20 protein-coding genes are annotated in these 26,552 nt (G+C 52.6%); 7 read left to right on the plus strand and 13 right to left on the minus strand.

The features are described 5' to 3' along the window. The 4 genes from OGX86_RS01225 to OGX86_RS01240 form a co-directional block, all read right to left on the minus strand. Positions 1-879, minus strand: a complete 879-nt coding sequence (locus OGX86_RS01225; protein ID WP_286639071.1) for a [formate-C-acetyltransferase]-activating enzyme — start codon at positions 877-879, stop codon at positions 1-3. After that, positions 845-3,142: a formate C-acetyltransferase gene (locus tag OGX86_RS01230; RefSeq protein WP_137377415.1), complete on the minus strand. Its 2,298-nt coding sequence runs from the start codon at positions 3,140-3,142 to the stop codon at positions 845-847. The genes OGX86_RS01225 and OGX86_RS01230 overlap by 35 nt, the downstream gene beginning before the upstream one ends. Before the next feature lie 101 nt (positions 3,143-3,243). After that, a complete protein-coding gene (locus OGX86_RS01235) occupies positions 3,244-3,564 on the minus strand; it encodes a PTS fructose-like transporter subunit IIB (protein ID WP_003825151.1) in 321 nt (106 codons plus the stop codon). Between the two features lie 14 nt (positions 3,565-3,578). Further along, complete coding sequence (locus OGX86_RS01240) at positions 3,579-4,658, minus strand: PTS fructose transporter subunit EIIC (RefSeq protein ID WP_003825153.1); 1,080 nt, start codon at positions 4,656-4,658, stop codon at positions 3,579-3,581. A gap of 308 nt (positions 4,659-4,966) precedes the next feature. Here OGX86_RS01240 and ptsP point away from each other — a divergent pair, with 308 nt between their 5' ends. Genes ptsP through gldA form a run of 3 tightly spaced genes read left to right on the plus strand, consistent with a single transcriptional unit; the run spans position 4,967 to position 9,262 of the window. Beyond that, positions 4,967-7,468, plus strand: coding sequence for a phosphoenolpyruvate--protein phosphotransferase (ptsP, locus tag OGX86_RS01245; protein ID WP_128317578.1), 2,502 nt, complete (start codon positions 4,967-4,969; stop codon positions 7,466-7,468). 15 nt (positions 7,469-7,483) lie between these two features. Continuing rightward, on the plus strand, positions 7,484-8,146 hold the full coding sequence (fsa, locus tag OGX86_RS01250) for a fructose-6-phosphate aldolase (RefSeq protein WP_003825157.1): 663 nt from the start codon (positions 7,484-7,486) through the stop codon (positions 8,144-8,146). Positions 8,147-8,158: 12 nt separating this feature from the next. Continuing rightward, a complete protein-coding gene (gene gldA / locus OGX86_RS01255) occupies positions 8,159-9,262 on the plus strand; it encodes a bifunctional L-1,2-propanediol dehydrogenase/glycerol dehydrogenase (protein WP_006686227.1) in 1,104 nt (367 codons plus the stop codon). Between the two features lie 86 nt (positions 9,263-9,348). Here gldA and katG read toward each other — a convergent pair whose 3' ends face one another. From katG to OGX86_RS01270, 3 genes are all read right to left on the minus strand, one after another. After that, positions 9,349-11,529: a catalase/peroxidase HPI gene (gene katG / locus OGX86_RS01260; protein WP_032945632.1), complete on the minus strand. Its 2,181-nt coding sequence runs from the start codon at positions 11,527-11,529 to the stop codon at positions 9,349-9,351. 167 nt (positions 11,530-11,696) lie between these two features. Then, positions 11,697-12,584 (minus strand): methylenetetrahydrofolate reductase, encoded by an 888-nt coding sequence (gene metF / locus OGX86_RS01265; protein ID WP_008787045.1) that lies wholly within the window; start codon positions 12,582-12,584, stop codon positions 11,697-11,699. A gap of 157 nt (positions 12,585-12,741) precedes the next feature. After that, positions 12,742-13,650, minus strand: a complete 909-nt coding sequence (locus OGX86_RS01270; RefSeq protein WP_286639074.1) for a LysR family transcriptional regulator — start codon at positions 13,648-13,650, stop codon at positions 12,742-12,744. Positions 13,651-13,739: 89 nt separating this feature from the next. Between OGX86_RS01270 and OGX86_RS01275 the strand changes: the two genes are divergently transcribed. Further along, the gene (locus tag OGX86_RS01275; RefSeq protein WP_048227742.1) at positions 13,740-14,117 is read left to right on the plus strand and encodes a carboxymuconolactone decarboxylase family protein; all 378 of its coding nucleotides are present in this window, start codon (positions 13,740-13,742) and stop codon (positions 14,115-14,117) included. Between the two features lie 38 nt (positions 14,118-14,155). Here OGX86_RS01275 and OGX86_RS01280 read toward each other — a convergent pair whose 3' ends face one another. Next, positions 14,156-15,712, minus strand: coding sequence for a bifunctional metallophosphatase/5'-nucleotidase (locus tag OGX86_RS01280; RefSeq protein WP_128317575.1), 1,557 nt, complete (start codon positions 15,710-15,712; stop codon positions 14,156-14,158). Positions 15,713-15,845: 133 nt separating this feature from the next. On the opposite strand from OGX86_RS01280, the gene OGX86_RS01285 reads away from it, so the two are divergent. After that, a complete protein-coding gene (locus tag OGX86_RS01285) occupies positions 15,846-17,012 on the plus strand; it encodes a cytoplasmic protein (RefSeq protein WP_284106344.1) in 1,167 nt (388 codons plus the stop codon). Positions 17,013-17,056: 44 nt separating this feature from the next. Here the strand turns inward: OGX86_RS01285 and OGX86_RS01290 are convergent, their stop codons facing one another. Then, positions 17,057-19,489 carry a bifunctional aspartate kinase/homoserine dehydrogenase II gene (locus OGX86_RS01290; RefSeq protein WP_048215182.1) on the minus strand — a complete coding sequence of 811 codons (2,433 nt, stop codon included), beginning with the start codon at positions 19,487-19,489 and terminating at the stop codon, positions 17,057-17,059. A 2-nt stretch (positions 19,490-19,491) separates the two neighbouring features. Then, positions 19,492-20,652 (minus strand): cystathionine gamma-synthase, encoded by a 1,161-nt coding sequence (gene metB / locus OGX86_RS01295; RefSeq protein ID WP_100271674.1) that lies wholly within the window; start codon positions 20,650-20,652, stop codon positions 19,492-19,494. 265 nt (positions 20,653-20,917) lie between these two features. Between metB and metJ the strand changes: the two genes are divergently transcribed. Then, on the plus strand, positions 20,918-21,235 hold the full coding sequence (gene metJ / locus OGX86_RS01300; RefSeq protein WP_003825168.1) for a met regulon transcriptional regulator MetJ: 318 nt from the start codon (positions 20,918-20,920) through the stop codon (positions 21,233-21,235). A 58-nt stretch (positions 21,236-21,293) separates the two neighbouring features. Here the strand turns inward: metJ and OGX86_RS01305 are convergent, their stop codons facing one another. The 3 genes from OGX86_RS01305 to rpmE form a co-directional block, all read right to left on the minus strand. Then, the gene (locus OGX86_RS01305) at positions 21,294-22,718 is read right to left on the minus strand and encodes an MFS transporter (protein WP_286639078.1); all 1,425 of its coding nucleotides are present in this window, start codon (positions 22,716-22,718) and stop codon (positions 21,294-21,296) included. Positions 22,719-22,796: 78 nt separating this feature from the next. Further along, entirely contained in the window at positions 22,797-23,477 is a 681-nt protein-coding gene (locus OGX86_RS01310; RefSeq protein WP_003825173.1) for an oligogalacturonate-specific porin KdgM family protein, read from the minus strand. Between the two features lie 338 nt (positions 23,478-23,815). Then, positions 23,816-24,028 carry a 50S ribosomal protein L31 gene (gene rpmE / locus OGX86_RS01315; RefSeq protein ID WP_008787040.1) on the minus strand — a complete coding sequence of 71 codons (213 nt, stop codon included), beginning with the start codon at positions 24,026-24,028 and terminating at the stop codon, positions 23,816-23,818. Positions 24,029-24,285: 257 nt separating this feature from the next. Here rpmE and priA point away from each other — a divergent pair, with 257 nt between their 5' ends. Continuing rightward, positions 24,286-26,484: a primosomal protein N' gene (gene priA / locus OGX86_RS01320; RefSeq protein ID WP_286639080.1), complete on the plus strand. Its 2,199-nt coding sequence runs from the start codon at positions 24,286-24,288 to the stop codon at positions 26,482-26,484. Positions 26,485-26,552 lie beyond the last annotated feature (68 nt).

The raw sequence follows: 26,552 nt of genomic DNA on the forward strand, positions 1-26,552 counted from the left end.
CTATCCTCCTACTGTTACCTGAAATCCGGCGCATTCTGCCATCTTACGTATAATATCCACCTCTTGCGCCGTCGGTACGGGCACTTCTTTCATCAACCAGGGCAAACCGAGCAGGCTGTATTTGGGCTCGCCATATTGATGAAACGGTAGCAGGTGTACCTGTTTTATGCCTAGTGATGACAACATCGTCAACACATGACGCGTGTTATCTGAAGTCATCGTAAAGCCCGGAATCAGCGGCAGGCGAGGTATGACATTAACCCCTTCCTCCACCAATAGCCGTAAATTCGCCAGTACACGCGGTAGGTTCATGTTGATGACCTCACGAGCCAGATCTCCATCCATTATTTTGAGGTCGAACAACACCTCATCACACTCTTTTGCCAGCGATAACAAGCGACCGGCCGGCACATCGCCAGCCGTTTCAATTGCACAGCGCACATCCCAGCGACGCAGACGTTGCAGGAACCGTGTGGCAAAGGGCGCTTGCATCAGCACTTCACCGCCGGAAAGCGTTACCCCCCCACCAGAAGAGCGAAAGAAAATATCATCTTTCATCACTTCACGTTCCAGATCGTCCAACGTGATATCACGACCAATACGTTCAAATGCCCCAGAGGGACACTCGTCGGCATCACGCAGACAGGGTGTACAGTGCAGACATTTACTCTCCCGCCGTACCGTTTCAATACGTGGCGAGAGTGATTCCGGGTTAGCACACCAAGGGCAGGTATGCGGACAGCCTTTAAAAAAGACGACCGTACGAATACCCTGCCCATCATTCAGTGAGTAACGCTGAATGTTGAATATACGCGCGACTTCCTCGCCTCGTGGGTCAATTACCTCACAGTTGATGCGCGGTGCGGCGAATAATGTCATCCTGGATCTCCTTCGACAACTCGACAAAGAAGGCGCTGTAACCTGCCACGCGCACCACCAGCCCGGTGAAATCCTGCGGGCGCTGCTGCGCTTCGCGCAATGTGTCGGCATTCACCACGTTAAACTGGATATGCTGGAGTTTGAGCTGGGTAAATGCCCGCAGAAAATCCGCCAGCTTGCGTAAACCGGCCTCACCTTCCAGTGTGGCTGGCGTAAACTTCACGTTCAGCAACGTCCCATTGGAAAGCAGTGTGTTATCCAGCTTGCTGACCGACTTCAATACCGCCGTCGGTCCTTGCATATCCTGTCCCAGCATCGGCGACAGCCCCCCATCTGCCAGTTGCTCCCCGGCTAAGCGGCCATCCGGTGTTGCCCCAACGACCGAACCCAGCGGCACGTGTGCAGAGACGGTATACGAACCCGGCGTAAATTGCCCGCCGCGCGGATTCTGGTATTTCTCTACCTCTTTGCAGTAATGACGTAGCAGTTCGGCGCTAATGTTATCTACATCATCGATATCGTTGCCGTATTTTTCGAAGCGATTGATCAGCCTGGCGCGAACTTTCTCGCCTTCCGGGGTAGCAAAGTTATCTTTTAGCACCGACAAAAGTTCATCAAAAGATAAGCGCTGTTGTTCGAATACCAGCCCATTGAGCGCATGCAGCGAATCGCTCAGGTTTGCAATACCGATCCCCTGTACGCCGGAGAAGTTATAACGCGCACCGCCGTCGGTAATATCGCACCCTTTATCCAGACAGTCGCTAATAAACGAGGAGAGCAGCGGCACCGGCGCCCAGTCGCGGTGACCGATATCGCAGATATTACTGCCCTCCACCATCAACGTGATGTAGTGGCTGATTTTGGCACGAATATGCGCCAGGAGATCGTCGTACGTCAGAGTGCGGTTGCCTTCGTTCTCATGCAGACAAATTTCCATCACTTTCAGCAGATTAAACATAGCGATATCGTGCAAACCGTATGTTCTGCCTGGAATAGACAGCTCGACACAGCCTACTACCGCGTAATCCCGCGCATCTTCCAGCGAAACACCGCGATTCAGAAACGCGGGCACCACCACTTCATCGTTAAAGATTTGCGGGATGCCGGTACCAAGACGAATGGTCTGTGCTGTTTTCATCAGGAACGGTGTATCGATCAATGCATTCGTGCGCACACCGAGGTTTGGTTGTGGTAGCTGTACGTTCTGATACGCATCAAGACAGAGGAAAGACAATACATTTACCGCACTACGACCATTCTCCGTCAATCCCCCCAGTAGCGCGGTGTAGCCTGTTGGGAAGCCAGCGAAATAGCGCGCGCTGCTGGTGGATCGCAGCAGTACGATGTCATTACATTTCACCCATAGGGATTCGAGGATCTCTTGTAAGAATGCTGGGTCTTCCCCCTGCGTCAGCGAAGCCTGATAAAACGGCAGCATATACTGGTCGAAGCGTCCGAGTGAAAGAGAACTGGCGTTGGATTCATATTGCAAAATAATGTTCATGTACCAGAACAGCTGACATGCCTGCCAGAAAGTTTGCGGCTTGCTTTGGGCGTTATGCCGAGAGTTTTCAGCAATCGTCAGTAATTCCTGGCGTCGCTGCGCATCCGGGCAGCTTTCCGCCATCTTCTCTGCCAACATAGCGTAACGCAGAATATGTTTTTGCGAAGCCTCAAGCAGTAGCAGCGCAGCCTGATAAAAGTGATTCTCCGGCTGCTGCAGACAATGCGCTCGCATCTGCGCTACCAGTTCGCCAAGCCCATGATTCAACAGGCGTGGATAATCAATAATGATATGTCCCTGACCTTTGTCAGTCTGGTTAATGCTAAAAATCTGGGTACTGACGGCGGCTTTAACCTCATCAGTCATCTGACCGTTGATGAAATCTTTCATCGACCGCTTTTCCCAGTACGGATACAGCACATCGCGATAGAGATGTTTATCCTCTTCGCTGATGTCAAAACGGTCCTGCGGACGGGTTGGAAACTGCTCCAGCTCTTTAAGCAGCCAGTAAGGATCCATTTCCGGTGACATAATGCCCGCACGCGGTTTAACAGTACGGTTTCCGGCAATCAGTTCCTCATCACGAATCGAAATCTCAACGTGCTCAAGAATATATGCGGTGGCTTTCGCCCGACGCAGAATAACCGGCTCTCCCTCCGTCTGCTGGTGGCTGGCGGTATATAACAGCGCACGCTCAAGCGAAATTTCACGGTTGTTCTGAAACAGAGCGGTTTTTAAACGTTGGATACGGTTCGTCATGAGGAACTCCTGCGGGAATAGTTGCCTGATGGCGCTACGCTTATCAGGCCTACGCATCTGTAGGCCGGATAAGGCGAAGCCGCCATCCGGCAAACAAACGGTTAAGCGGTTTGCGCCAGATGCGCGCCAATCTTGTTCATGATGGCGTCGGCACGTTTCACTGCATCGCTGATGTTGACGCGAACGATAGTTTTGCCCGCAAAGCGCTCTTCAAACTTGATACCAATATCCTTGGTCAGAATGACCATGTCGGCTTCCGCCACATCCGCCGCGGTCAGTTCGTTTTCCAGACCGATCGAACCCTGAGTCTCAACCTTTACTTGCCAACCTTTAGCTTTAGCGGCGCTTTCCAGCGCTTCGGCTGCCATATAGGTGTGGGCAACGCCAGAAGGACATGCGGTTACTGCGATAATCTTGGTCATGACTCATTCCTCACTTAATTCATTTCAAAATCTAAATCCAGGTCATCTTCTTTCTGATCGACCTGAGACACTTTTTTCCGCGCCAGACTTTTCAGTACGTTAACGCACACGGCGGTCACTACAGCACCAACGGCAACCGCCGCGATATAACCCAGTTTTCCTTCCACTACAGGCAGAACAATCAGTCCGCCCCAGCCGGCATAACACTGCGCACCAAACAGGGCGGCGGTTACCGTGCCACAGGCGGAACCCACCATAATCGATGGAATGACACGCAGCGGATCGGCTGCAGCAAACGGAATCGCGCCTTCCGTTACGCCAACGCAGCCCATTACCAACGCAGCTTTACCGGCTTCGCGTTCTTCAGAAGAGAAATTCTTACGACCAATCAGCGTCGCTAAACCTAAACCCAGCGGCGGTACGCAGATCCCTACTGCGGCGATTGCCACGACGGTATAAACCCCCTGCGCCACACAAATCAGCATGAAGGCGTAGGCAACTTTGTTAATTGGCCCTCCCATATCGAAGGCCAACATCAGTCCCATAATTACCGCCAGCAGCACAATGCTGCCCTGCTGCATACCCTGCAGCCACTCGGTCAGGCTAGTGGTTAACGCGCCAACAGGCTCCCCCAGCCCCCACATCATGATGCCTGCGGTGATAAAAGTGCCGACGATGGGAATAACGAAGATAGGCATTACCGAACGCAACACCTTATGTACGGGGATCTTCTTCAGATAATGGACAACGATACCGCCAATAATCCCAGCAATTAATGCGCCAAAGAAACCTGCACCGAAGCTGTTTCCCACCCATGCGCCAATCGCACAAGGGGCCAGAGCAGAACGTTCAGCGATGGAATAGCCGATATAAGCAGCAAGAAATGGCACCATCAAAGTCAACCCGGCGACGCCAATATCAAACAGCTTTTTAAGATTAGGATCGGTCGCAGCATCCGGTACCGCGCCTTTGCCATACAGCATGACGGAGACAGCCAGCAAAATACCGCCCGCTACTACGAAGGGGATCATATGCGAAACACCGGTCATCAGGTGCTGACGAGTATTTTTCAGGATTTGTACCAACTCTTTCATAAGTCGCTCCCGGGCTGCCTAAAGCCCATATCCATAAACTTGTTGCGGAAAACAATAGGCAATCTGACGCGACGCAAACAGTGGATAAAAAGGCCATTTGCTGGACTTTTGTAATATCAGTACAAAAATGCGATCCGCCTCATAACTTGCAGTTTCTCGGAATTTATAGTGGATACGCTGACTTGTGAGGGATGTCTCACTTTGATAGTTACATTACATTTATCCAGTTTTTGGCAGATTTGTCACATGGCAGGCTCAGGCGTTGCCCTTTTATCCTGTAGCGAGAAATCGTTATGGGAGATGAGGCTATGGCCCTGATTGTGGAATTTACCTGTGAGCTACCCAATGGCGTACATGCACGCCCGGCAAGCCACATAGAAACGCAGTGCAACACCTTTACCTCACACATTGAGTGGCACAACCTGCGTACCGAACGTAAGGGCAACGCTAAGAGCGCACTATCGCTGATTGGCACCGATACTCTGGCGGGTGATAGCTGCCAGTTGCTGATTTCCGGTACAGATGAACAGGCAGCCCACCAGCATCTGAGCCAATGGTTACGAAATGAATTTCCGCACTGCGATGCACCGCTAGCGGAAGCCAAAAACAACGAGCTGGAGCCACTTCCGGCATCGCTCACCCATTTAAATCCACAGCTTTTCCGCGCTCGCACCGTCTGCAGCGGCAGCGCAGGGGGCGTTCTGAGTCTGCTTTCTTCGCTGGATCTTAACGCGCTCAGTAACCTTCCATCCGCTCAAGATATTGAAACCGAGCAAGCGGCACTGGATAACGGTTTAACGCTGTTGATGAAAAATATTGAGTTTCGATTACTCGACAGCGACGGCGCTACCAGTGCGATTCTGGAAGCACACCGCTCGCTGGCAAGCGACCTCTCACTGCGCCAGCACCTGCTCGCTGGCGTATCACGCGGGTTAAGCTGCGCCCAGGCGGTTGTCGAAAGTGCCGGACATTTTTGTGATGAATTCGCCCGTTCAAGCAGCAGTTATTTACAGGAGCGTGCACTGGATGTACGCGATGTTTGCTTCCAGCTTCTGCAGCAAATTTATGGGGAACAGCGCTTCCCTGCACCGGGAAAACTGACCCAGCCTACGGTTTGCATGGCGGATGAGCTAACACCGAGCCAGTTCCTCGAACTGGACAAAACATTGCTGAAAGGCTTGCTGTTAAAAAGCGGTGGTACTACGTCACACACGGTGATTCTCGCCCGGTCATTCAACATCCCTACGCTGGTTGGCGTAGATATTGAATCTTTGATGCCATGGCTACAGCAAACGGTTTATATCGATGGTAACGCAGGAGCAGTCGTCGTTGCTCCTGATGAATCCATCGTACGTTATTATCAGCAAGAAACCCGTATCCAGGATGCCATTCGGGAACAGCAACGTATCTGGCTGACCCAGGAGGCACGCACGGCTGATGGCATCCGTATGGAAGTCGCCGCCAACATCGCCCACTCCGTGGAAGCACAAGCAGCCTTTAGTAACGGTGCGGAAGCGGTTGGCCTGTTCCGTACGGAAATGCTGTATATGGACCGTACCTGCGCCCCGGATGAGAACGAACTATACAACATTTTCTGCCAGGCGCTGGAACCCGCAAAGGGACGCAGCATTATTGTACGCACCATGGATATCGGCGGTGATAAACCCGTTGATTATCTGAATATTCCTGCTGAGACCAACCCATTTCTCGGTTATCGCGCGGTGCGTATTTATGAAGAATATGCCACGTTGTTTACTACGCAACTGCGATCGATCCTGCGCGCCTCAGCGCACGGTAGCCTGAAAATCATGATCCCAATGATCTCCTCGATGGAAGAGATCCTGTGGGTCAAAGAGAAACTGGCAGAAGCCAAGCAGCAACTGCGAAGTGAACACATTCCGTTTGATGAGAAGATCCAGCTCGGTATTATGCTGGAGGTTCCGTCTGTGATGTTCATCATTGACCAATGCTGTGAAGAGATTGATTTCTTTAGTATTGGCAGCAATGACCTGACGCAATACCTGCTGGCGGTCGACCGTGACAACGCCAAAGTTACCCGCCACTACAACAGCCTGAATCCGGCCTTCCTGCGCGCGCTGGATTACGCCGTGCAGGCAGTACATCGGCAGGGGAAATGGATTGGCCTGTGCGGCGAACTGGGTGCCAAAGGTTCGGTGCTGCCATTGCTGGTGGGACTGGGTCTGGACGAGATCAGTATGAGCGCTCCCTCCATTCCCGCCGCCAAAGCGCGGATGGCACAACTCGACAGCCGTGCCTGCCGTCAATTGCTGAATCAAGCGATGGCTTGTCGAACCTCGCTGGAGGTCGAACATCTGCTGGCTCAGTTCCGCATGACCCAACAAGATACACCTCTGGTTACCGCCGAATGCATCACACTGGACAGCGACTGGCGTAGTAAAGAAGAGGTCATCAAAGGGATGACCGATAACCTCCTGCTGGCAGGCCGTTGCCGCTATCCACGTAAACTGGAAGCAGACCTGTGGGCACGCGAAGCCGTCTTCTCTACCGGATTAGGTTTTAGCTTCGCCATTCCACACAGCAAATCCGAACATATTGAGCAGTCCACCATCAGCGTAGCGCGCCTGCAAGCGCCGGTACGTTGGGGTGATGATGATGCACAGTTCATTATTATGCTGACGCTCAACAAACATGCCGCAGGCGATCAGCATATGCGTATTTTCTCGCGTCTGGCGCGCCGCATTATGCATGAAGAATTCCGTAACGCGCTGGTTAGTGCCGCCTCAGCCGACGCTATCGCCAGCCTGTTGCAACATGAACTTGAACTTTAAAGAGGATGTTTTTGTATGGAACTTTACCTTGATACCGCCAACGTCGCGGAAGTTGAACGTCTGGCACGCATCTTCCCTATCGCGGGTGTTACCACCAACCCAAGCATTGTGGCGGCAAGCAAAGAATCCATCTGGGATGTACTGCCACGCCTGCAAAACGCCATCGGCGAAGAGGGTATTTTGTTTGCCCAAACCATGAGCCGAGACGCACAGGGCATGGTGGAAGAAGCCAAACGCCTGAGCAACGCGGTGCCTGGTCTGGTAGTGAAAATCCCGGTGACATCCGAAGGTCTGGCCGCGATTAAGATGCTGAAAAAAGAGGGTATCACCACGCTGGGAACCGCCGTTTACAGTGCTTCTCAGGGGCTACTGGCTGCGCTGGCAGGAGCTAAATATATCGCGCCTTACGTTAACCGTATCGACGCACAGGGCGGCGACGGGATTCGCACAGTACAGGAACTGCAAACGTTACTGGAGCTGCATGCGCCAAACAGCATGGTACTGGCAGCCAGCTTTAAAACCCCGCGTCAGGCGCTGGATTGCTTACTGGCAGGATGTGAAGCTATCACCCTGCCATTAGACGTAGCGCAACAAATGCTCAATACCCCTGCGGTAGAGTCAGCAATAGAGAAGTTTGAGCAGGACTGGAACAACGCATTTGGTCACATCAACCTGTGAGGGAAATAAAGTATGGATCGCATTATTCAATCACCTGGTAAGTACATCCAGGGTGCCGATGTTATTACCCGTCTTGGCAGCTACCTCAAACCACTGGCAGAACGCTGGCTGGTCGTTGGGGACAAGTTTGTCTTAGGCTTTGCCCAGAGCGCACTGGAAAAAAGCTTTCAGGATGCCGGACTGGCGCTGGAAATTGCACCGTTTGGCGGCGAATGTTCACAAAACGAAATCGACCGTCTGCGCGGCGTAGCGGAAAAAGCGCAGTGTGGCGCAGTACTTGGTATTGGCGGCGGTAAAACGCTGGATACCGCCAAAGCGCTGGCGCACTTTATGGGCGTGCCTGTCGCCATTGCCCCAACCATCGCCTCTACCGATGCGCCGTGCAGCGCGCTGTCCGTCATTTACACCGATGCCGGTGAATTCGATCGCTATCTGCTGCTGCCCAACAACCCGGACAGGGTCATTGTTGATACTAAAATTGTCGCGGGCGCACCGGCGCGTCTGTTAGCTGCGGGTATTGGCGATGCGCTGGCGACCTGGTTCGAAGCCCGTGCCTGTTCACGTAGCGGCGCAACCACCATGGCGGGCGGTCAGTGTACTCAGGCGGCGCTGGCGCTGGCAGAGCTGTGCTTTAATACGCTGATCGAAGAAGGTGAAAAAGCGATGCTGGCAGCCGAGCAGCACGTGGTGACTCCAGCACTGGAGCGCGTTATTGAAGCTAACACCTATCTGAGCGGCGTCGGTTTTGAAAGCGGTGGCCTGGCAGCTGCTCACGCCATTCATAACGGTCTGACCGCAATCCCGGATGCGCATCACTACTACCACGGCGAGAAAGTGGCTTTCGGTACGCTGACGCAGTTGGTGCTGGAAAACGCGCCAGTTGATGAAATTGAAACCGTTGCCGCGCTGTGTCATTCCGTTGGCCTGCCGATTACCCTGGCGCAACTGGACATCAAACAGGATATCCCGGCGAAAATGCGCATTGTGGCTGAGGCAGCCTGTGCAGAAGGCGAAACCATCCACAACATGCCTGGCGGCGCAACTCCGGACCAGGTGTATGCCGCCCTGCTGGTGGCTGACCAGTACGGTCAACGTTACCTGCAAGAGTGGGAATAACCTGCCAATAGAAAATCCCCGCAATCGCGGGGATTTTTTTATTCATACTATGCCGGATACGCACAAGCGACATCCGGCATTATCTGTTACAGCAGATCGAAACGATCCAGGTTCATCACTTTCACCCATGCGGCAACGAAATCTCTCACGAACTTCTCGTGAGCATCGCTGCAGGCATAAACTTCAGCCACTGCGCGCAGTACGGAGTTAGAACCGAACACCAGATCGGCGCGGGTTGCCGTGTATTTTACTTCACCGCTCAGACGGTCACGACCTTCGAACAGCTCTTTTGACTCATCAACCGCCTTCCACTCATGGCGCATATCCAGCAGATTGACGAAGAAGTCAGTGCTGAGCACGCCAGGACGATCGGTAAAGACGCCATGCTGGCTGCCGTCGAAGTTGGTGCCCAGTACGCGCATACCGCCCACCAGCACGGTCATTTCCGGTGCGGTCAGCGTCAGCTGCTGCGCTTTATCAATCAGCAACGACTCGGTGGTCGATACGTCAGGACGGGAGCGGTAGTTACGGAAGCCATCGGCGATCGGCTCAAGCAGTTCAAACATCTCAATATCCGTTTGGTCCTGACGCGCATCCACGCGGCCCGGCGCAAAAGGTACTTTAATGCTGACACCCGCAGCGCTAGCCGCCTGCTCTATACCAACAACACCGGCCAGCACGATAATATCGGCTAACGAAGCGGTATGGGCTGACTTATAAATGCCTTCCAGCACAGGCAGTACGCGTGCCGCGGTAGCATTCACATCCCAGCCACGCTGTGGGTCCAGCGCCAGACGCGCACCGTTAGCGCCGCCACGTTTATCCCCACCGCGGAACGTTGATGCAGAAGCCCACGCCACTGACACCAGCTCGCCCACGGACAACCCGGAAGCAGCAATGGTCGCCTTCAGTTTCAGGATATCTTCTTCGCTTGGGTTAAAGAACGCATGCGGCAACGGGTCTTGCCAAATCAGATCTTCTTTTGGCACTTCCGGTCCGATGTAACGCGCTTTTGGCCCCATATCACGGTGCGTCAGCTTAAACCATGCGCGGGCAAATGCTTCGTTGAAGGCCTGCGGATCGTTCAGGAAACGGCGGGAGATCTTCTCGAATTCAGGATCGAAACGCAGCGTCAGGTCGGTAACCAACATTGTTGGCTTACGTTTTTTCGACGGATCGAACGGATCGGGGATAATTTCTGGCGCATCAACCGCTTCAAATTGAATCGCGCCTGCCGGACTGCGGGTTTGTACCCATTCATATTTGAACAGGTTCTCGAAGAAATAGTTGCTCCATTGGGTCGGCGTCTGCGTCCAGACCACTTCCAGACCGGAAGTAATTGCGTCTGCACCCGCGCCGCTGCCGTAGCTGCTGGCCCAGCCCAGGCCCTGCGCTTCAATTGGTGCGGATTCTGGATCGGCGCCTACGTGCGAAGCCGGTGCTGCACCATGGGTTTTACCCAACGTATGACCGCCGCCAATCAGCGCTACGGTTTCTTCGTCGTTCATACCCATGTTACCGAAGGTCGCGCGAATAGCCGCGGCCGCAGAGAGCGGTTCGCCGCTATGGTCCGGCCCTTCCGGGTTCACATAGATAAGGCCCATTTCGGTTGCGCCCAGCGGCGCTTTTGCCAGTTCTTCCGGATGACGGTGGGTCAGCCAGGCTTTTTCATCACCCCAGTTTACGTCGAGATCCGGTTCCCAGACGTCTTCACGACCGGCACCAAAGCCGAAGGTACGGAAGCCTGAGTTTTCCAGCGCCACGTTACCCGCAAGGATAAACAGGTCGGCCCAGGAAATTTTCTGGCCATATTTCTGCTTGATTGGCCACAGCAGACGACGCGCTTTATCCAGGCTGACGTTGTCCGGCCAGGAGTTCAGTGGTGCAAAACGCTGCTGTCCGCGACCCGCGCCACCGCGTCCATCGATGGAGCGATAGGTCCCTGCACCGTGCCATGCCATGCGGATAAATAATCCGGCATAGGTTCCCCAGTCAGCGGGCCACCACGGTTGAGATTCGGACAGAAGGGCTCTGAGATCCCCTTTCAGGGCAGAGTAGTCGAGTTTGCTAAATTCTTTGCGGTAGTCGAAGTCCTCACCCAGCGGGTTAGAACGGTTGGAATGTTGGTTTAAAAGATCTACACGGAGTTGATTGGGCCACCAGTCGCGGTTGTTCGTTCCTGCTCCCGCGCTGTGATCCGGCCCGCCCTGATGAAAAGGACACTTACCGGCAGTTGATGCGTTCTGGCTATCGTCGGACATGCTCATCTATATGCTCCCTTTACAGTGTTCTGACTACGATATACACCACCAGAGATAAGATATAGTCGAAAAAACCCACAGATTCGATAGCTCATTCCTTTTATATTTAAAGTTACAGAGATGTAGATCAAAATGATCAATAAAAAACCCTCCGAAGAGGGCTGAGGCACTAATTATGCTGGTCTTACTCCCAGCGTGTGACAAATTGCGTAGCTCATCTCGGCACGGTTAAGGGTATAGAAGTGAAAATCTTTCACCCCTTCGCGACTGAGGATTTTCACCATGTCCATAGCGATGTTTGCACCTACCAGCTTGCGGGTTTCCGCATCATCATCCAGACCATCAAACATGGTCGACATCCAGGAAGGGATACGAACATTGGTCATATCGGCAAATTTTTTCGCCTGCTTAAAGTTAGAGACTGGCAGGATACCCGGAATAATTTCCACATCGATTCCCGCAGACACACAGCGATCGCGAAAGCGCAGATAGCTTTCTACATCGAAGAAGAACTGAGTAATGGCGCGGTTTGCACCGGCATCAACCTTACGCTTCAGGTTCAGCAAATCGGCCTGAGCGCTCTTCGCTTCTGGGTGTACTTCCGGGTAAGCCGCAACGGAGATATCAAAGTCCGCAACGTCTTTCAGCAGAGTCACCAGGTCAGAGGCATACATATCCGGTTTACCGCTTCCCGGCGGCAGGTCACCGCGCAGAGCAACAATATGACGAATACCGTTATTCCAGTAGTCCTGAGCAATGGTGCGCAGCTCATCGCGGGTTGCATCAATACAGGTCAGGTGCGGAGCTGCTTCAAGACCAGTGCGATCCTTAATGCCTTTAATAATGCTGTGCGTACGGTCGCGCTCACCAGAGTTTGCACCGTAGGTGACTGAAACAAACTTCGGCTTCAGGCTGCTCAGGCGATCGATAGAGTTCCACAGGGTTTGCTCCATTTCACTGGTGCGCGGCGGGAAAAATTCGAAAGAAACGTTAATCTGCCCCTGTACTTCGGCCAGACTCTGATTCAGCGCTTCCCGCTGGTTGGCGTGAAAAAAGCTCATACCTTACCTCATCAATCTTTTGTCGTTATATGTTGTGTTGTGAACTGCTATACGTTTAGACGTCTAGATGTAAAAATGACGGAAAAGCATGCTGGCGTCAACACAAAAATCATCGTTAAAGGTGAGGAATACTCAGCCAACGTGAAAAAAATTCACATCAGCCTGAAATGATGAGGGATTGCGTCACGACCGTCTGCAGCCATGCTAATTTTGTTACGTTCTCAGGCAGCATCAGCAACCCCATGCTAATACGCAATTCGGTATCGGTAAGAGGAAGGAATATCACGCCCTGACGTTGGATCGCGGAAAAGGAGGCCGGAATCAGGCTCAGGCCGTCACCCTGCGCGATCCGCGCCAGCAGCACGTCATGTTCCAGCGGCTCTTCAATACAGGCAGGCGAGTAACCCGCACGACGAAAAATGTGTCGGGTGTAATCAAAGAAGGCAGGGTTACGTTCGCGTTTGAACCAGAACAGCGGTCGGTGGCTCAGCGCGGTTAATGAGAGTGACGGCAGCGTCGCTTCTGCCCACTGCGCGGGTAAGGCGGCAATCATCGGCTCTTGCCAGCCAAGTTGCATAACAGTAAGCCCAGGAGTCTCAAGCGGTAACGCCACCAGCGCTGCATCCAGTTTTCCCCGACGAACCTGCCGCACCAGCTCAGGCGAACCATGCCGGACAATATGTAGCTTCTGTACGCGCATATTAAGCCGGGACTCAAGCGCCGTAAAGACACCCTGCTCAAACGCCGTACTTAGCCCTAAGCGCAGAGATTGCTCCCCCGTTTTCGCTAACTGACCCAGCGCCGCCCAGGTTTTATCCTGTAGCGCCAATAGCGGGCGTACGATTTCAAGTACGCGTTGGCCATCCTCCGTCAGCGTAAGCCCACGGGTATGACGGACAAAAAGCGTCACTCCCAGGCGTTCTTCAAGCTGGCGAATGTGGCGACTCAGCGGCGGCTGCGACATAAACAAGCGCTGCGCCGCCCGGCTCATATTGTTCTCTTCCGCTACTACGGAAAAGTAACGCAGCAGGCGAATGTCCAGAGAGTGCAAAGACGATGTTGTCATACCGAAAAGGTATCACGGAAACGGTATTATCCCAATCATTCCGCACGCCCTATCCTCACACTACAAACCACACGAAAGAGGAAGGAATGATGCCTTCAGAACGCTTTATTACCGGTCAGGAGATGTTGCAAAAAGTGGATGGTAAAGGGGGCGATGCGGTCGTCGAAAGTCTGCAGGATATTGCGCCAGACTTCGCCCAATACCTGATTGAATTTCCTTTTGGCGACATCTATTCAAGGCCGGGGCTGGATTTACGCAGTAGAGAAATCGCTACCGTCGCGGCATTAACTGCGCTGGGTAACGCCGCACCGCAGTTGAAAGTGCATATTGGCGCGGCATTACACGTGGGTTTAACGCAGGATGAGATCATTGAAGTGATTATGCAGATGGCCGTATATGCTGGCTTCCCCGCGGCACTCAACGGCTTGTTCGCCGCAAAAGAGGTGTTTGCCTCCCACAAAGGCTAAAACAACAGGCCAGCGGAATATCTGCTGGCCTGACCTCACTACGGTTTCACATCTTCCACACGCATGCCTTTGAGTTGCTCATCCGTCAGCGTATTTCCCGCTTTGAAATAATCAACGACAGCATTAGAGACATAGTAACCACCGGATGTGTTACGCGCTTTACCTTCGGTGAATGCCGTAAAACCATCACCGCCGTCTGCCAGGAAGCTATTGGTGGCAATGTGATAAACCACAGCGTCCTCAATTGGCTTACCGTTAAGCGTCAATACGGTGACCCGCTGGCCAACCGGTTTGCTGCTGTCATACTTCATCTCCAGTCCTTTGGACACCTGCAATACGCCGTTGCTTAAACCCGCGCCGTGCTCCATCAGGCTACGTAACTGCTTCCCGGTGAGATCCATGGTTGCCAGCTCGTTCGGGAACGGGAAGGTGCTAATGACGGCACCCATCGTGATAGCACCTGCCGGGATTTCATTCCGGATGCCGCCCGAGTTAGTGAGTGCTAACTGGGTATCTTTACCCGCCGCAGCCAGCAATGCATCTGCCGCCAGATTTCCCAGGGAAGAAGATTCACCGTAAGCACGCGTCAGCTCAACCGGAGAGTTGGCTACCGTTTGTTGTACCACTTTATCGAGCTTTTTATTCCAGCCATCAATGACCTGTTTCGTTTGCGGGTCTGGCTGCCACTCATCAGCAAAAATGGTCTTCAGTTCGAAGTTCTTAACGGTAAATTGATGCGGTTTTTGCTGGTAATCCAACACCAGTTTACCCACATCAATACCGCCGCTGTCGGTGGAGAGAATTAAGGTATTACCGACTTTAATCGGCTCTGGCGTGCCCACATGCGCATGGCCGGTGATCAGGATATCCAGGCCATGCACCTGACCTGCAGTCTGGATATCTTTATCCAGCGCACGACGCACATCTGTACTTCCCTGGCTGGACTGACGCGCCGGCGTACCTTCGTGGATTAAAGCCACCGTCAGATCGACCTTACCTTTTAATTCATCGATATAACGTTGCAGCCACTTCACCTCATCCCGCGCCTCAATGCCAACGCGCGTCGCAGCGGAAACCGTATCATCAAAAGCAAACACACCGTGCAGACCAATCACGCCAATCTTCACACCGTCTTTTTCAATAATGGTGTAAGGCTTATCCCAGAACATTTTGCTGCTGTTCTGATAAAAGATGTTGCCCTGCACAATGGGGAAATTCGCCTGGCTTAACTGGAGCAGCGTGTTATCCCAGCCGTGGTCGAACTCATGATTACCCATGGTGACAGCATCAAAATTCATGGTGTTCATGATATCGATAATCGCCTTACCCTTGGTCAGGCTGCTGATATACGGCCCGGTAAAATAATCACCGGCATCAAAAAACCAGGTGGCGCTATTTTTCGCTTTCTCCTGCTTCACCATCGTCGTGATATTAGCCCAACCGCCAATGTCACGTGAGCCATTAGCAATCCATGGGACTTTATAAGGTTCGACATGGGCATGGAGATCGTTGGTATAAATAATCGTAACGTCTTTGGCACTCGCCCAGAGCGGCAAAGATACCAGAACACCGACAGCAAGCATTTTTAACTTCATAATCAATCCCTTTCAGTTATATAAAGAATCGCTACGTTACGTTCTGAAAGGTTTTTTTATGTGAGAAGACTCACATCCATCGGTGATAGTTGCGGGCCAAAATCAACGACTATTAAAAATCGTTGGTAATACGATGACCTCACTGTTCACCATCAATTGCTGCAAGTCCTATGGCTGCCAAAATCTGGGGCTGGCGAGCTCAGCAGATTACAGCTGGCCAGAATATCGGCTGGGTTATGCCGCACTGCATTGTCGGGCATGCGGCAGCTATCCCCCGCTGTTTAATGAGGAACAGTTCCGTAGCTGGTTGTCGGCATATTTAACGGATTTTGCAGCCCAAAGCGGTCATTTTTGCCCACGTTGTTATCAGCAGGAAACCATCCGCTATGGACATAATCCCCAGGGCAGCCAACGCGTTCAGTGCCGGAGCTGCAAAAAGGTCTGGACACCAAAGCACCCGCAGCCCACTTCCCCCCTTCCGCCAGAACAAATAGCGACAGTCCCCCTGACCGTCCCTTTTCAGGGCGTGAGTGCAGGCCAGCAACTCTATGTATTACTCTCTTTTGACGCTATTCGCGGCAATGTCCTGCATATTTCCAGCAACTACACGCCGCACACTGCCGGCGCATCATTGCTTTACCGCTGGCGCGGCAGCGCTGAGCCAACAGTCATTCATGACGATATCGTTGAGCGAGTCAGCCAGCGGGAAACACAGTTTTTACGCCGCAGCCAGTTTGACGAAATTCAGTACGGCAGCGCCATACTCAAACGGAACGCCAGCGGCGCGATTTTACGCCCGGTCATTACTGCCCATGGGCATTTCCGCCTACTGAGCCATCTGTGGCCAGAGGTAAAAAACCATATTATTGCCCACGAATGCTTCCTGCGCGGCGCAGCGATTACCGCATGGTCGGAACAGTTTCGCCATCATCGCGCCTCGCTGTGGTTTATTGATGAAGAAATGAATAACGATAAGCGCACGCTGCCCTGGCAATTGCTGGGTAAAACCTATCAGGGATGGTGGCAAAATGAGTGGCAAATCTGGCAACGAGGCGATACGCGTAAAATGGTGTGTTTGTTAACGCAGGGGCGTGTTGAAGAAGGCGCGTCAAAAACTCTGGCGGCAAGCCATCATTTTCTCGCCTGGTTGCGGCAACAGACGGAATTTCAGCAAAGCCCCCGCTACTCCGCCCATTCGGTATTTCAGACGATAAGGACGCTGGTAGATCAATACAACGCCCTGATCACCCAGCACGATTTGCCCGGTGGCGCTGCCGCTTACCGGGCCTACGATTCATGAAATATGTAGGCCGGATAAGCGTAAGCGTCATCAGGCAACGCAAACTACAGCAGCTGCGCCAAACGGTTGATGTCTGACTGAATAGCGCCGGCGGTAACGTCACGACCTGCGCCCGGTCCACGGATTACCAGCGGGTTATCGCGATACCAGCGGCTTTCAATGGCGAATACGTTATCGCACGGCAACAGCGCCGCCAGCGGGTGTTCAGGACGAACCGCTTCAACACCAACGCGCGCTTTACCGTTAGCATCAAAACGCGCCACATAGCGTAGCACCAGCCCCATTTCACGCGCCGCTTCCAGACGCTGCACCATCTGCTCGTTAAGCTCATCACCATTCTCAAAGAAATGGTCAATAGAGCCTTCTTCACAGTGCGCAGGCACCAGCGATTCCACGCGAACCTGGTCCGGTTCTATGTCGTAACCTGCTTCACGTGCCAGAATCACCAGCTTACGCATCACATCTTTGCCGGAAAGATCTACGCGCGGATCGGGTTCAGTCAGCCCCTGTTGCCACGCCTGATCCACCAGATCGGTGAATGGGACCGTGCCATCAAATTGCAGGAACAACCACGACAACGTACCGGAGAAGATCCCGCTGATCGACAGAATGGTATCTCCGCTATCAATCAGATCGCGCACGGTATGATTGATCGGCAAACCTGCTCCCACGGTGGCGTTATACAGCCAGTGGCGGCCGGTTTTTTCAAAAGCGTCATGAATTTGGCGATAATTATGACTGCTGCTCGCCCCCGCCAGTTTGTTGGCGCTGATAACGTGGAAACCATGGCTGGCAAAATCCAGATACTGATCCGCAAGTTGCTCGCTGGCAGTAACGTCCAGCACCACTAAATCATCATACGGGTGAGCACGCATCCACAGGAATAGAGACTCTTCATCCTGCTCTACCGCCTCGTCATCAAAGAAAGCTAACGCGCGGCTGGCATCCAGCCCTTCGTAATTCAGCAGGCTACGACGGCTATCAACCACACCCGCCAGCACAAACTCTAATCCGGTGCGCGCCGAGAGCGTGCTCTGCTCGCGAGCGAACAGCTCCAGCCAGCGTGAGCCGATGTTGCCTTTGCCGAAAAGCACCAGACCAATGCGTTTTTCCGCGCGGAAAATAGACTGATGCAGACCCTGAATCAGGCTCTCTGTTGGCCCAGTACGCAGTACCGCGACCAGGCTGATACCCTCTTCCGATTGCCAGGTGAATTCAACCGGCTGACCTTTCAACTGTTGCCAAAAACGGTGGCAATGCAGCGGATTACGGGTGACGCCCGCCCCGACCATCGCCACCAGCGCCAGCCCCTGGCGCAGACGCAGCTCGCCTGGCAGACCAGCTTCATCAAGAATTTTCAGTGCGCCGTCAGCAACTTCGGAGGTATAGCAAAATTGCAGCAGTTGGCGGTCAGGATGCACACCCACTGCCAGCGGACGCACCTGGGTACGTTTTAAAACCTGATCAATCTCTTTATAAGCCAGCTTAAAGTCCTGACCAGTCGGAACCAAAAACTCAATCAGGCAGACGTCATCATGACTGGTCACAATACGCGCCCCGGTACCGGAGGCCAGTACGCGTTCAATGCGCGTTGAACCCTGCTCCGGCGTATAGCTACAACGCAGTTGGAGATCGATATCGCTACCGGAAACCGGCTGTAAGGTACGGGCATGGAGAACCGGTGCCGCCAGACGCGCCAGCTCGCTGGCTTCATCCAGACGCAGCAGCGGCAGCAAACAGGCGTCTTTTACTTTACGCGGGTCCGCGCTGTAAACCCCGGCGACATCGCTCCAGATAGTTACGCGGGAAACGCCCGCCAGCGCGCCAACCTGCGTCGCCGAGTAGTCGGAGCCGTTACGCCCCAGCAGGACCGTTTCACCGGCATTGCTGCGGCTAATAAAGCCGGTAACCACCAGCCGTTTACCCGGATGCTGCGCCAGCAGTTGCTGTAGCAGCGGGTAAGAAAGACCTTCATCTACCTGCGGCTGGGCACCGCGTTCAGCACGTAAAAAATCGCGCGCATCCAGCCAGGCTGACTCCAGCCCCTGTTGGTTAAGGACCGCAGACATCAAACGCGCGGACCATACCTCACCATGCCCAACAACCTCAGCATAGACGGCATCGTTCACGCCGCTGTCGAGTAATCCAGCCAGACGCTCCAGATCGTGAATAAACGCGCCAATTAGTCCATCCGCTATATCAGGTGGTAACAAACCGCTGATAAGCTCGCTCTGATAGCGACGTAACGCCTGTTGAACCTGATGCGCAGAAAGGCGATCGGTCTGGCTTAATTTCAGCCAGCTAATCAACTGGTTAGTGGTACTGCCTGCGGCTGAAACAACCATCATGTCATCAGGCTGCGAGTACTCCGCCATAATGCCTGCGACACGCAGATAACATTTCACATCAGCCAGACTACTACCACCAAATTTGTGCAGTTGACGACCCTTCGCCCCTGCCTGCGCAATCACACTCATGTTTACCCCTTGTTTGCAGCCCGGAAGCCATTTTCCAGGTCGGCAATTAAATCTTCGCCATCTTCAATACCGGTGGAGATACGCAGCAGCGTTTCGGAAATTCCGGCAGCAGCACGCGCTTCTGGCGCCATGCCCGCGTGTGTCATGGTTGCGGCGTGGGAGATCAGACTTTCAACGCCCCCTAACGATTCCGCCAGCGTAAACAATGACAACCCTCCGAGGAAGCGGCGCAGCGTTTGCTCATCACCATCCAGTTCAAAACTTAACATCGCGCCAAAGCCTTTTTGCTGACGCGCGGCAATCTCATGGCCCTGATTATCCGGCAATGACGGGTGATACAATTTTTTCACAAGCGGCTGAGTTTGCAGATAATCGACTATCGCCTGAGCATTACGTTGCGCCACCTCCATTCGAGGAGACAGAGTACGCAGGCCGCGCAAAAGCAGATAACTATCAAACGCGCCGCCGGTCACACCAATATTATTCGCCCACCATGCCAGTTCAGTGACCGTTTCCGGATCTTTCGCTATCACAACACCAGCCACCACGTCTGAGTGACCGTTTAAATATTTCGTGCATGAATGCAACACCAGATCGGCGCCCAATGCCAGTGGATTTTGCAGTGCCGGGCTTAAAAAAGTGTTGTCGACCACGCTGACCGCGCCAGCTTCACGCGCCAGCTGGCAGATTTTCGCAATATCCACCACGCGCAGCAGCGGGTTGCTTGGGCTTTCTACCAGCACCAGCTTCGGTTTTTCCGCCAATGCGGCCTGCAATGCCTGATCATCTCCTTGATCGACAAACAGGACGCGGTAACAGCCACGTTTTGCCAGACTATCAAACAGTCGGTAGCTCCCGCCGTAGCAGTCATGCGGTGCGACCAGCAGATCGCCTGGCTTGAGGAAGACCGTGGTCACCAAATGAATCGCCGACATGCCAGTATTGGTCAGCACAGCACCAGCACCGCCTTCCAGCTCCGCCAGCGCACGCTGAACAACATCGCGCGTTGGGTTGCCGCGACGCGAATAGTCATGGGCGCGAGGTTCATTAAATCCGGTAAAGTTATAGGTGCTGGAGAGGTGAATCGGCGGGACAACGCAACCGTACTGTTCGTCGTCATTTAACCCGCTACGCACTGCGATGGTGGCCTGTTTACGCGTCATATTGAGGAGATCCTGGCTGAGTCGGTGAAAAGTCAGACACCAGAGTAATCATAGTTACGATAGCCGTCAATACATCTGGACATCTAAACTTCTTTGCGTATAGATTGAGCAAACTGGAAATAGCCGTTAAAATTATATGCATTAGCGTACATCTGCGTCGGCTTACTTCGTGTCAGGGCCACGCCACTACGATAAACTACGCGCAATTATGGTCCGGGCTCAGGTTCTGGCCTCAATATTAATGACGAAGAGGATTAGGTATCTCATGGCTGAATGGAGCGGCGAATATATCAGCCCATACGCTGAGCACGGTAAGAAGAGTGAGCAAGTCAAAAAAATTACGGTTTCCATTCCTCTGAAGGTGTTAAAAATCCTTACCGATGAACGCACGCGTCGTCAGGTGAACAACCTGCGCCACGCCACCAACAGCGAACTGCTGTGTGAAGCGTTTCTGCATGCTTTTACTGGGCAACCCTTACCCAACGATGACGACCTGCGTAAAGAACGCAGTGATGAAATCCCGGAAGAAGCAAAGGTAATCATGCGTGAACTGGGTATCAACCCGGAAACGTGGGAATACTGATAGTTAGAACAGCAATGGGCGTGTAGAGGCGGGAATGCTCCCGCCTTTTCTCACAGTGTTACTTACTAATACCATTGAGTTTATTCAATGTTTCTTCCATTTTGAGCGTTTCCGTACGGTTCAATGGATAGAAATAAATCAGAATGACCGCCGCCAAAAACAGGCATAGCGCCGGCAAGAGATTCGCCATCGTATAAATATTTTCCTGCACAATGCTGGTTTGCACTGCACCACCTGTTGACGATGATTGATAGCCAATGATAGCCAACATAAAGACACCAATCGCTCCTGCGCATGCCTGACCAACCTTGCGCGCAAAGAAGTTCACACCATAAACCGTGCCATCCTCGCGATCGCCAGTGACATACTGATGGTAGTCACAAACATCAGTCATAAACGCCCAAATCATCAGGTTGAATAACCCTGCACCCAGCGTCGCCAGGAACAAGAAAACCAGATAGACCTTTGCATCCGTAATGTGGACAAAGTACATAATCACATACATGACCACGGCAAAAAGCAACGCGCCTACGCTGGCTTCTTTTTTACCAAACCGCTTCGTGAGCCAGGATGCCGATGGCGCCAGCAAAACCAGGGAACCAAAGGTAAACAGCAACGCGACTGACATCGCCTCTTTATTGTGGAAATAGTCATTAAACAGGTAAGTCATGTTGGTACCGGACAACCCCTGATTAATTACAATCAGCAAATCCACAACCACTAAAACAATCAGCGCCTTATTGCGTGCCAGTCCCTTCAGCAACACCGAAACGGGCATGCTCTCTTTTCTCTCCACGCGCACGCGCTCCGTCGTTAAATGACAGGTCAAGGATAAAAAGATCAAGCCCAACACTGCGCAACCAATGGAAATCCAGAAGAAGTGTTGCCCGGAAATCACCTGGCTTCCATCCACCAGGGTGGTGTACATCAGGATTGGAATGAAAAAGCCAGTTGCCCCACCGCCAATTGCTGACCCAACGCTACGCCAGGTTGAAAGCGATACACGATCTTCAGGATTCGAGCTAATCGCCGCAGACATAGCACCGTACGGAATACTCACGGTCGATAACAGCGAACCGTAAATGAAATAGGAGCAGCAGATGTAGATGATTTTCGCCGTATAAGAAAAATCATTCACAAACGGTAGGAACAGGACAACCGCAATGATGCAAAATGGATACTTCATGCGACGCACCCACGGGTTGAAACGTCCATGTACCGTCAGTTTAGAGGTATCGCATAAGCGCCCTACACCAACATCAACGAACGCATCAAAGAGTTTGGTCACAAAATAGAGTGAGCCAACAATAACGCCGGAAATACCGAGGACGTTAGTGTAATAAATCATTAAAAAACTATTAACTAAGCCAAGAATAAAGCAGGTTCCGAGGTCACCACATAAATAACCAACTTTATCTCTAATTCCGAAAGGCCTGACGGCAGTGGTTTCATTATTTCCGATAATAGTTCCATCATTAGACATGATGTCAACTCCTTAGACATATTATTCACACAAACTATGCTTATCGACGTAATCAGCCGATACGAAAACTATTACCGATTAAAAGTTATAACCAAGACCGACACGATAACGGGTCTGACGATCGTCTGTCGTTGTTGTGTTATAACCCGAGGAAACGTTGCCAACCTCAACAAATGGAACCCAGGAGCCTAATTTGTAGGCCACGCGGAAGTTATATTCATAATCATCTTTCCGGTTGTTATATAAATCTTCGCTATCGGCAATCTTATAAATACCATTTAACTCAAACATCCAGTCATTGACGTTATAACCAAGCCAAGCTTCCGGACGATAGACCATGCGGTCATCTTTGCCGTCAGTGTTTCTGCGCATGTACTCTTGACGATAGCGGAACGCGGTCCACCAGTTGTCGTTGATGTTGTACTGCACGCGGATATAAGGCTTATAAATCGCGATATTATCGCCCGTTTCGATCGCAATGCCGGGCTGCCAGACAAGACCCTGCCAGGTGAACTGGTAACTTGCGGTATACTCGTTACCATTACTTTCCATATTATTCCACGCATCATTTGACTGCGTGTTTTCGGAACGAGAAATGGCTTCTACTGCCACACCAAAACCCGTGGCAAAACGGTGAGACATATACACACGATCGTAATTACGTCCATCGTCATAATATTCATGCCGGTAATCAACATAACCCGCTTGTGCGGCCGCAGAGAATAATGGAATCAGTAATAACGCAGATTTAAATTTCATGACAATCCCTCTTCACACTCAACAACGGAAATAATCCATCTCGTTTGTCCATAAAATGGGAAAACAAAAAGGCTTTTAGATTAATTTTATATTTCCACGAAAGTGTATTTTAGAAAGAAAGCAGAAACCTTTGGTATTTTGCCAGGAACTGGTAAAAGTGGCAAAAGACAGAAGATAAAAAGGATGCAGATCACCAGTTGTAATATTTTACCGAAAAAATAAAACACCGTTTTACTTATTAAATAAAATAGATTATTCAATGCATCAATATATATTTCAGTTCTGAAACGCAGAAACAAAAAAAGCGCCGTAAGGCGCTTTTTTCTGACAGCTGAAACTTACTTGCTGCCTGGGATGCTGAAACGCTTGTTGAAGCGATCAACACGGCCACCGGTAGCAACATCACGCTGCTTGCCAGTATAGAACGGGTGGCACTGACCGCACACGTCCAGGTTCAGATCGTGACCGACGGTAGAGCGGATTTTCATGACGTTACCGCAAGAGCAGTTTGCAGTAATTTCTTCGTATTTCGGGTGAATATCTTTTTTCATGGGAAAACCTCGGTTTAAGGCCGCGTCGCTCTTCCAGCCCTAACGCCAGACACCACGCGATGTTAATTATTCCCCGTCACCTTTCACGCTGCATCAACAGCCTGAAACTCTCGGGTAATGGTCATTGTTTGACGCAATCAATTTGCATCAAAGGCGGCGAATCATACAGAAATTAACCTGCCCATGCAAACTGATCCGCATTCTACCCTCCACTAATGTGTATACTAACCCGCCAGATTTCAAGTCAGGATGATTCAATGCCCGTTGCGCACGTTGCCTTACCTGTTCCGCTACCTCGCACCTTTGACTACCTCCTGCCGGAAGGCTTGAGTGCCAAAGCCGGGTGTCGTGTACGCGTGCCCTTTGGCAAGCAGCAGGAGCGCGTGGGTATTGTCCTTTCCGTCAGCGAGCACAGTGAACTGCCGCGGAGCGAATTGAAAGCCGTTCTCGAAGTGCTGGACAGCGAACCGGTCTACTCGACCTCCGTCTGGCGTCTGCTGTTGTGGGCGGCTGATTATTATCATCATCCCATCGGTGACGTACTGTTTCACGCTCTGCCGATTTTACTGCGCCAGGGACGCCCGGCGACAAACGCGCCCATGTGGTACTGGTTTGCTACTGAAGAAGGCCAGGTTATTGACCTCAACAGCCTGAAGCGTTCTCCCAAGCAGCAACAGGCACTGGCTGCGCTACGCCAGGGGAAAATCTGGCGCGACCAGGTGGCTGAACTGGAATTTAATGATGCCGCATTACAGGCACTGCGGAAAAAAGGGCTGTGCGATCTGGCGAGCGAAACACCAGGCTTTAGCGACTGGCGTACGCACTACGCGGTTTCCGGTGAGCGTCTGCGGCTGAACACCGAGCAGGCCACCGCCGTCGGGGCGATTCACAGCGCCTCAGACAGTTTTAGCGCCTGGCTATTAGCGGGCGTAACGGGATCAGGCAAAACAGAGGTCTATCTCAGCGTTCTGGAAAACGTCCTTGCCCAAGGCAAGCAGGCGCTGGTGATGGTGCCGGAGATTGGCCTGACGCCGCAAACTATTGCCCGTTTTCGCGAACGTTTTAATGCGCCGGTCGAAGTCCTGCACTCCGGTTTAAACGACAGTGAACGTCTTTCAGCCTGGCTGAAAGCAAAAAATGGCGAGGCGGCGATTGTTATCGGCACGCGTTCTTCGCTGTTTACGCCGTTTAAAAATCTCGGCGTGATTGTCATCGACGAAGAGCACGACAGCTCTTATAAACAGCAGGAAGGCTGGCGCTATCATGCGCGCGACCTCGCGGTTTACCGCGCCCATAGCGAGCAAATCCCGATTATTCTCGGCTCAGCCACCCCGGCACTGGAAACGCTGTGTAACGTGCGGCAGAACAAATACCGCATGCTGCGCCTGACGCGCCGCGCCGGAAATGCGCGCCCAGCCACTCAGCACGTGCTGGATCTCAAAGGTCAGCAGGTGCAGGCCGGACTCGCCCCTGCTCTAATCGCCCATATGCGTCAGCACCTGCAGGCGGATAACCAGGTGATCCTGTTTTTGAACCGTCGCGGTTTTGCGCCTGCGCTGCTGTGCCACGACTGTGGTTGGATTGCCGAATGTCCGCGTTGCGATCATTACTACACGCTACATCAGGCGCAGCACCACCTGCGTTGCCACCACTGCGACAGCCAGCGCCCAATACCGCGTCAGTGCCCCTCCTGCGGTTCGACGCATATGGTTCCGGTAGGACTCGGCACCGAACAGCTTGAGCAGGCTCTGGCACCTTTTTTCCCCGGTGTGCCAGTTTCACGTATCGATCGCGACACCACCAGCCGTAAAGGGTCGCTGGAGCAGCATCTGGCGGAAGTGCATCGCGGCGGCGCACGAATTCTTATAGGCACGCAAATGCTGGCCAAAGGCCACCACTTCCCGGACGTCACTCTGGTGGCGCTGCTGGACGTTGACGGCGCGCTATTCTCCGCAGATTTCCGGTCAGCAGAACGCTTCGCCCAGCTCTATACGCAGGTCTCTGGCCGTGCCGGACGCGCCGGGAAGCAAGGCGAAGTGGTGCTGCAAACGCACCATCCTGAACATCCGCTGCTGCAAACCTTGCTGTATAAAGGCTATGACGCGTTTGCCGAACAGGCGCTGGCCGAGCGACAAACGCTCCAGCTTCCACCGTGGACCAGCCATGTGATCGTGCGGGCAGAAGATCATAACAACCAGCATGCACCAATGTTCTTGCAGCAACTACGGAATCTCATTCAAGCCAGCCCGTTGGCTGATGACAAACTCTGGGTGCTCGGCCCGGTTCCCGCACTGGCGCCCAAACGCGGTGGTCGTTATCGTTGGCAAATATTGTTGCAACATCCATCACGAATTCGTCTGCAACATATCGTCAGCGGCACGCTGGCACTGATCAATACGCTACCCGATGCACGCAAGGTTAAATGGGTGCTGGATGTCGATCCCATCGAGGGATAACCCCTCACGATGCGAGGCGGATCGTAAAATTAAAGATCCATCACACTTTTTATGAAAATTCTGTAACC

Source organism: Citrobacter sp. Cpo040 (assembly GCF_030332915.1).
In the GTDB taxonomy this organism is placed as follows: Bacteria; Pseudomonadota; Gammaproteobacteria; order Enterobacterales; family Enterobacteriaceae; genus Citrobacter; species Citrobacter portucalensis.

Bases quoted from the DNA above. Each gene is read 5' to 3' on its own strand.
- priA (WP_286639080.1), top strand. From the start codon at position 24,286: ATGCCCGTTGCGCACGTTGCCTTACCTGTTCCGCTACCTCGCACCTTT.
- ptsP (WP_128317578.1), top strand. From the start codon at position 4,967: ATGGCCCTGATTGTGGAATTTACCTGTGAGCTACCCAATGGCGTACAT.
- fsa (WP_003825157.1), top strand. From the start codon at position 7,484: ATGGAACTTTACCTTGATACCGCCAACGTCGCGGAAGTTGAACGTCTG.
- rpmE (WP_008787040.1), bottom strand. From the start codon at position 24,028: ATGAAAAAAGATATTCACCCGAAATACGAAGAAATTACTGCAAACTGC.
- OGX86_RS01290 (WP_048215182.1), bottom strand. From the start codon at position 19,489: ATGAGTGTGATTGCGCAGGCAGGGGCGAAGGGTCGTCAACTGCACAAA.
- OGX86_RS01280 (WP_128317575.1), bottom strand. From the start codon at position 15,712: ATGAAGTTAAAAATGCTTGCTGTCGGTGTTCTGGTATCTTTGCCGCTC.
- OGX86_RS01270 (WP_286639074.1), bottom strand. From the start codon at position 13,650: ATGACAACATCGTCTTTGCACTCTCTGGACATTCGCCTGCTGCGTTAC.
- katG (WP_032945632.1), bottom strand. From the start codon at position 11,529: ATGAGCATGTCCGACGATAGCCAGAACGCATCAACTGCCGGTAAGTGT.
- OGX86_RS01225 (WP_286639071.1), bottom strand. From the start codon at position 879: ATGACATTATTCGCCGCACCGCGCATCAACTGTGAGGTAATTGACCCA.
- metB (WP_100271674.1), bottom strand. From the start codon at position 20,652: ATGACGCGTAAACAGGCCACCATCGCAGTGCGTAGCGGGTTAAATGAC.
- OGX86_RS01230 (WP_137377415.1), bottom strand. From the start codon at position 3,142: ATGACGAACCGTATCCAACGTTTAAAAACCGCTCTGTTTCAGAACAAC.
- gldA (WP_006686227.1), top strand. From the start codon at position 8,159: ATGGATCGCATTATTCAATCACCTGGTAAGTACATCCAGGGTGCCGAT.
- OGX86_RS01235 (WP_003825151.1), bottom strand. From the start codon at position 3,564: ATGACCAAGATTATCGCAGTAACCGCATGTCCTTCTGGCGTTGCCCAC.
- OGX86_RS01310 (WP_003825173.1), bottom strand. From the start codon at position 23,477: ATGAAATTTAAATCTGCGTTATTACTGATTCCATTATTCTCTGCGGCC.
- OGX86_RS01285 (WP_284106344.1), top strand. From the start codon at position 15,846: ATGACCTCACTGTTCACCATCAATTGCTGCAAGTCCTATGGCTGCCAA.
- OGX86_RS01305 (WP_286639078.1), bottom strand. From the start codon at position 22,718: ATGTCTAATGATGGAACTATTATCGGAAATAATGAAACCACTGCCGTC.
- OGX86_RS01240 (WP_003825153.1), bottom strand. From the start codon at position 4,658: ATGAAAGAGTTGGTACAAATCCTGAAAAATACTCGTCAGCACCTGATG.
- metJ (WP_003825168.1), top strand. From the start codon at position 20,918: ATGGCTGAATGGAGCGGCGAATATATCAGCCCATACGCTGAGCACGGT.
- OGX86_RS01275 (WP_048227742.1), top strand. From the start codon at position 13,740: ATGCCTTCAGAACGCTTTATTACCGGTCAGGAGATGTTGCAAAAAGTG.
- metF (WP_008787045.1), bottom strand. From the start codon at position 12,584: ATGAGCTTTTTTCACGCCAACCAGCGGGAAGCGCTGAATCAGAGTCTG.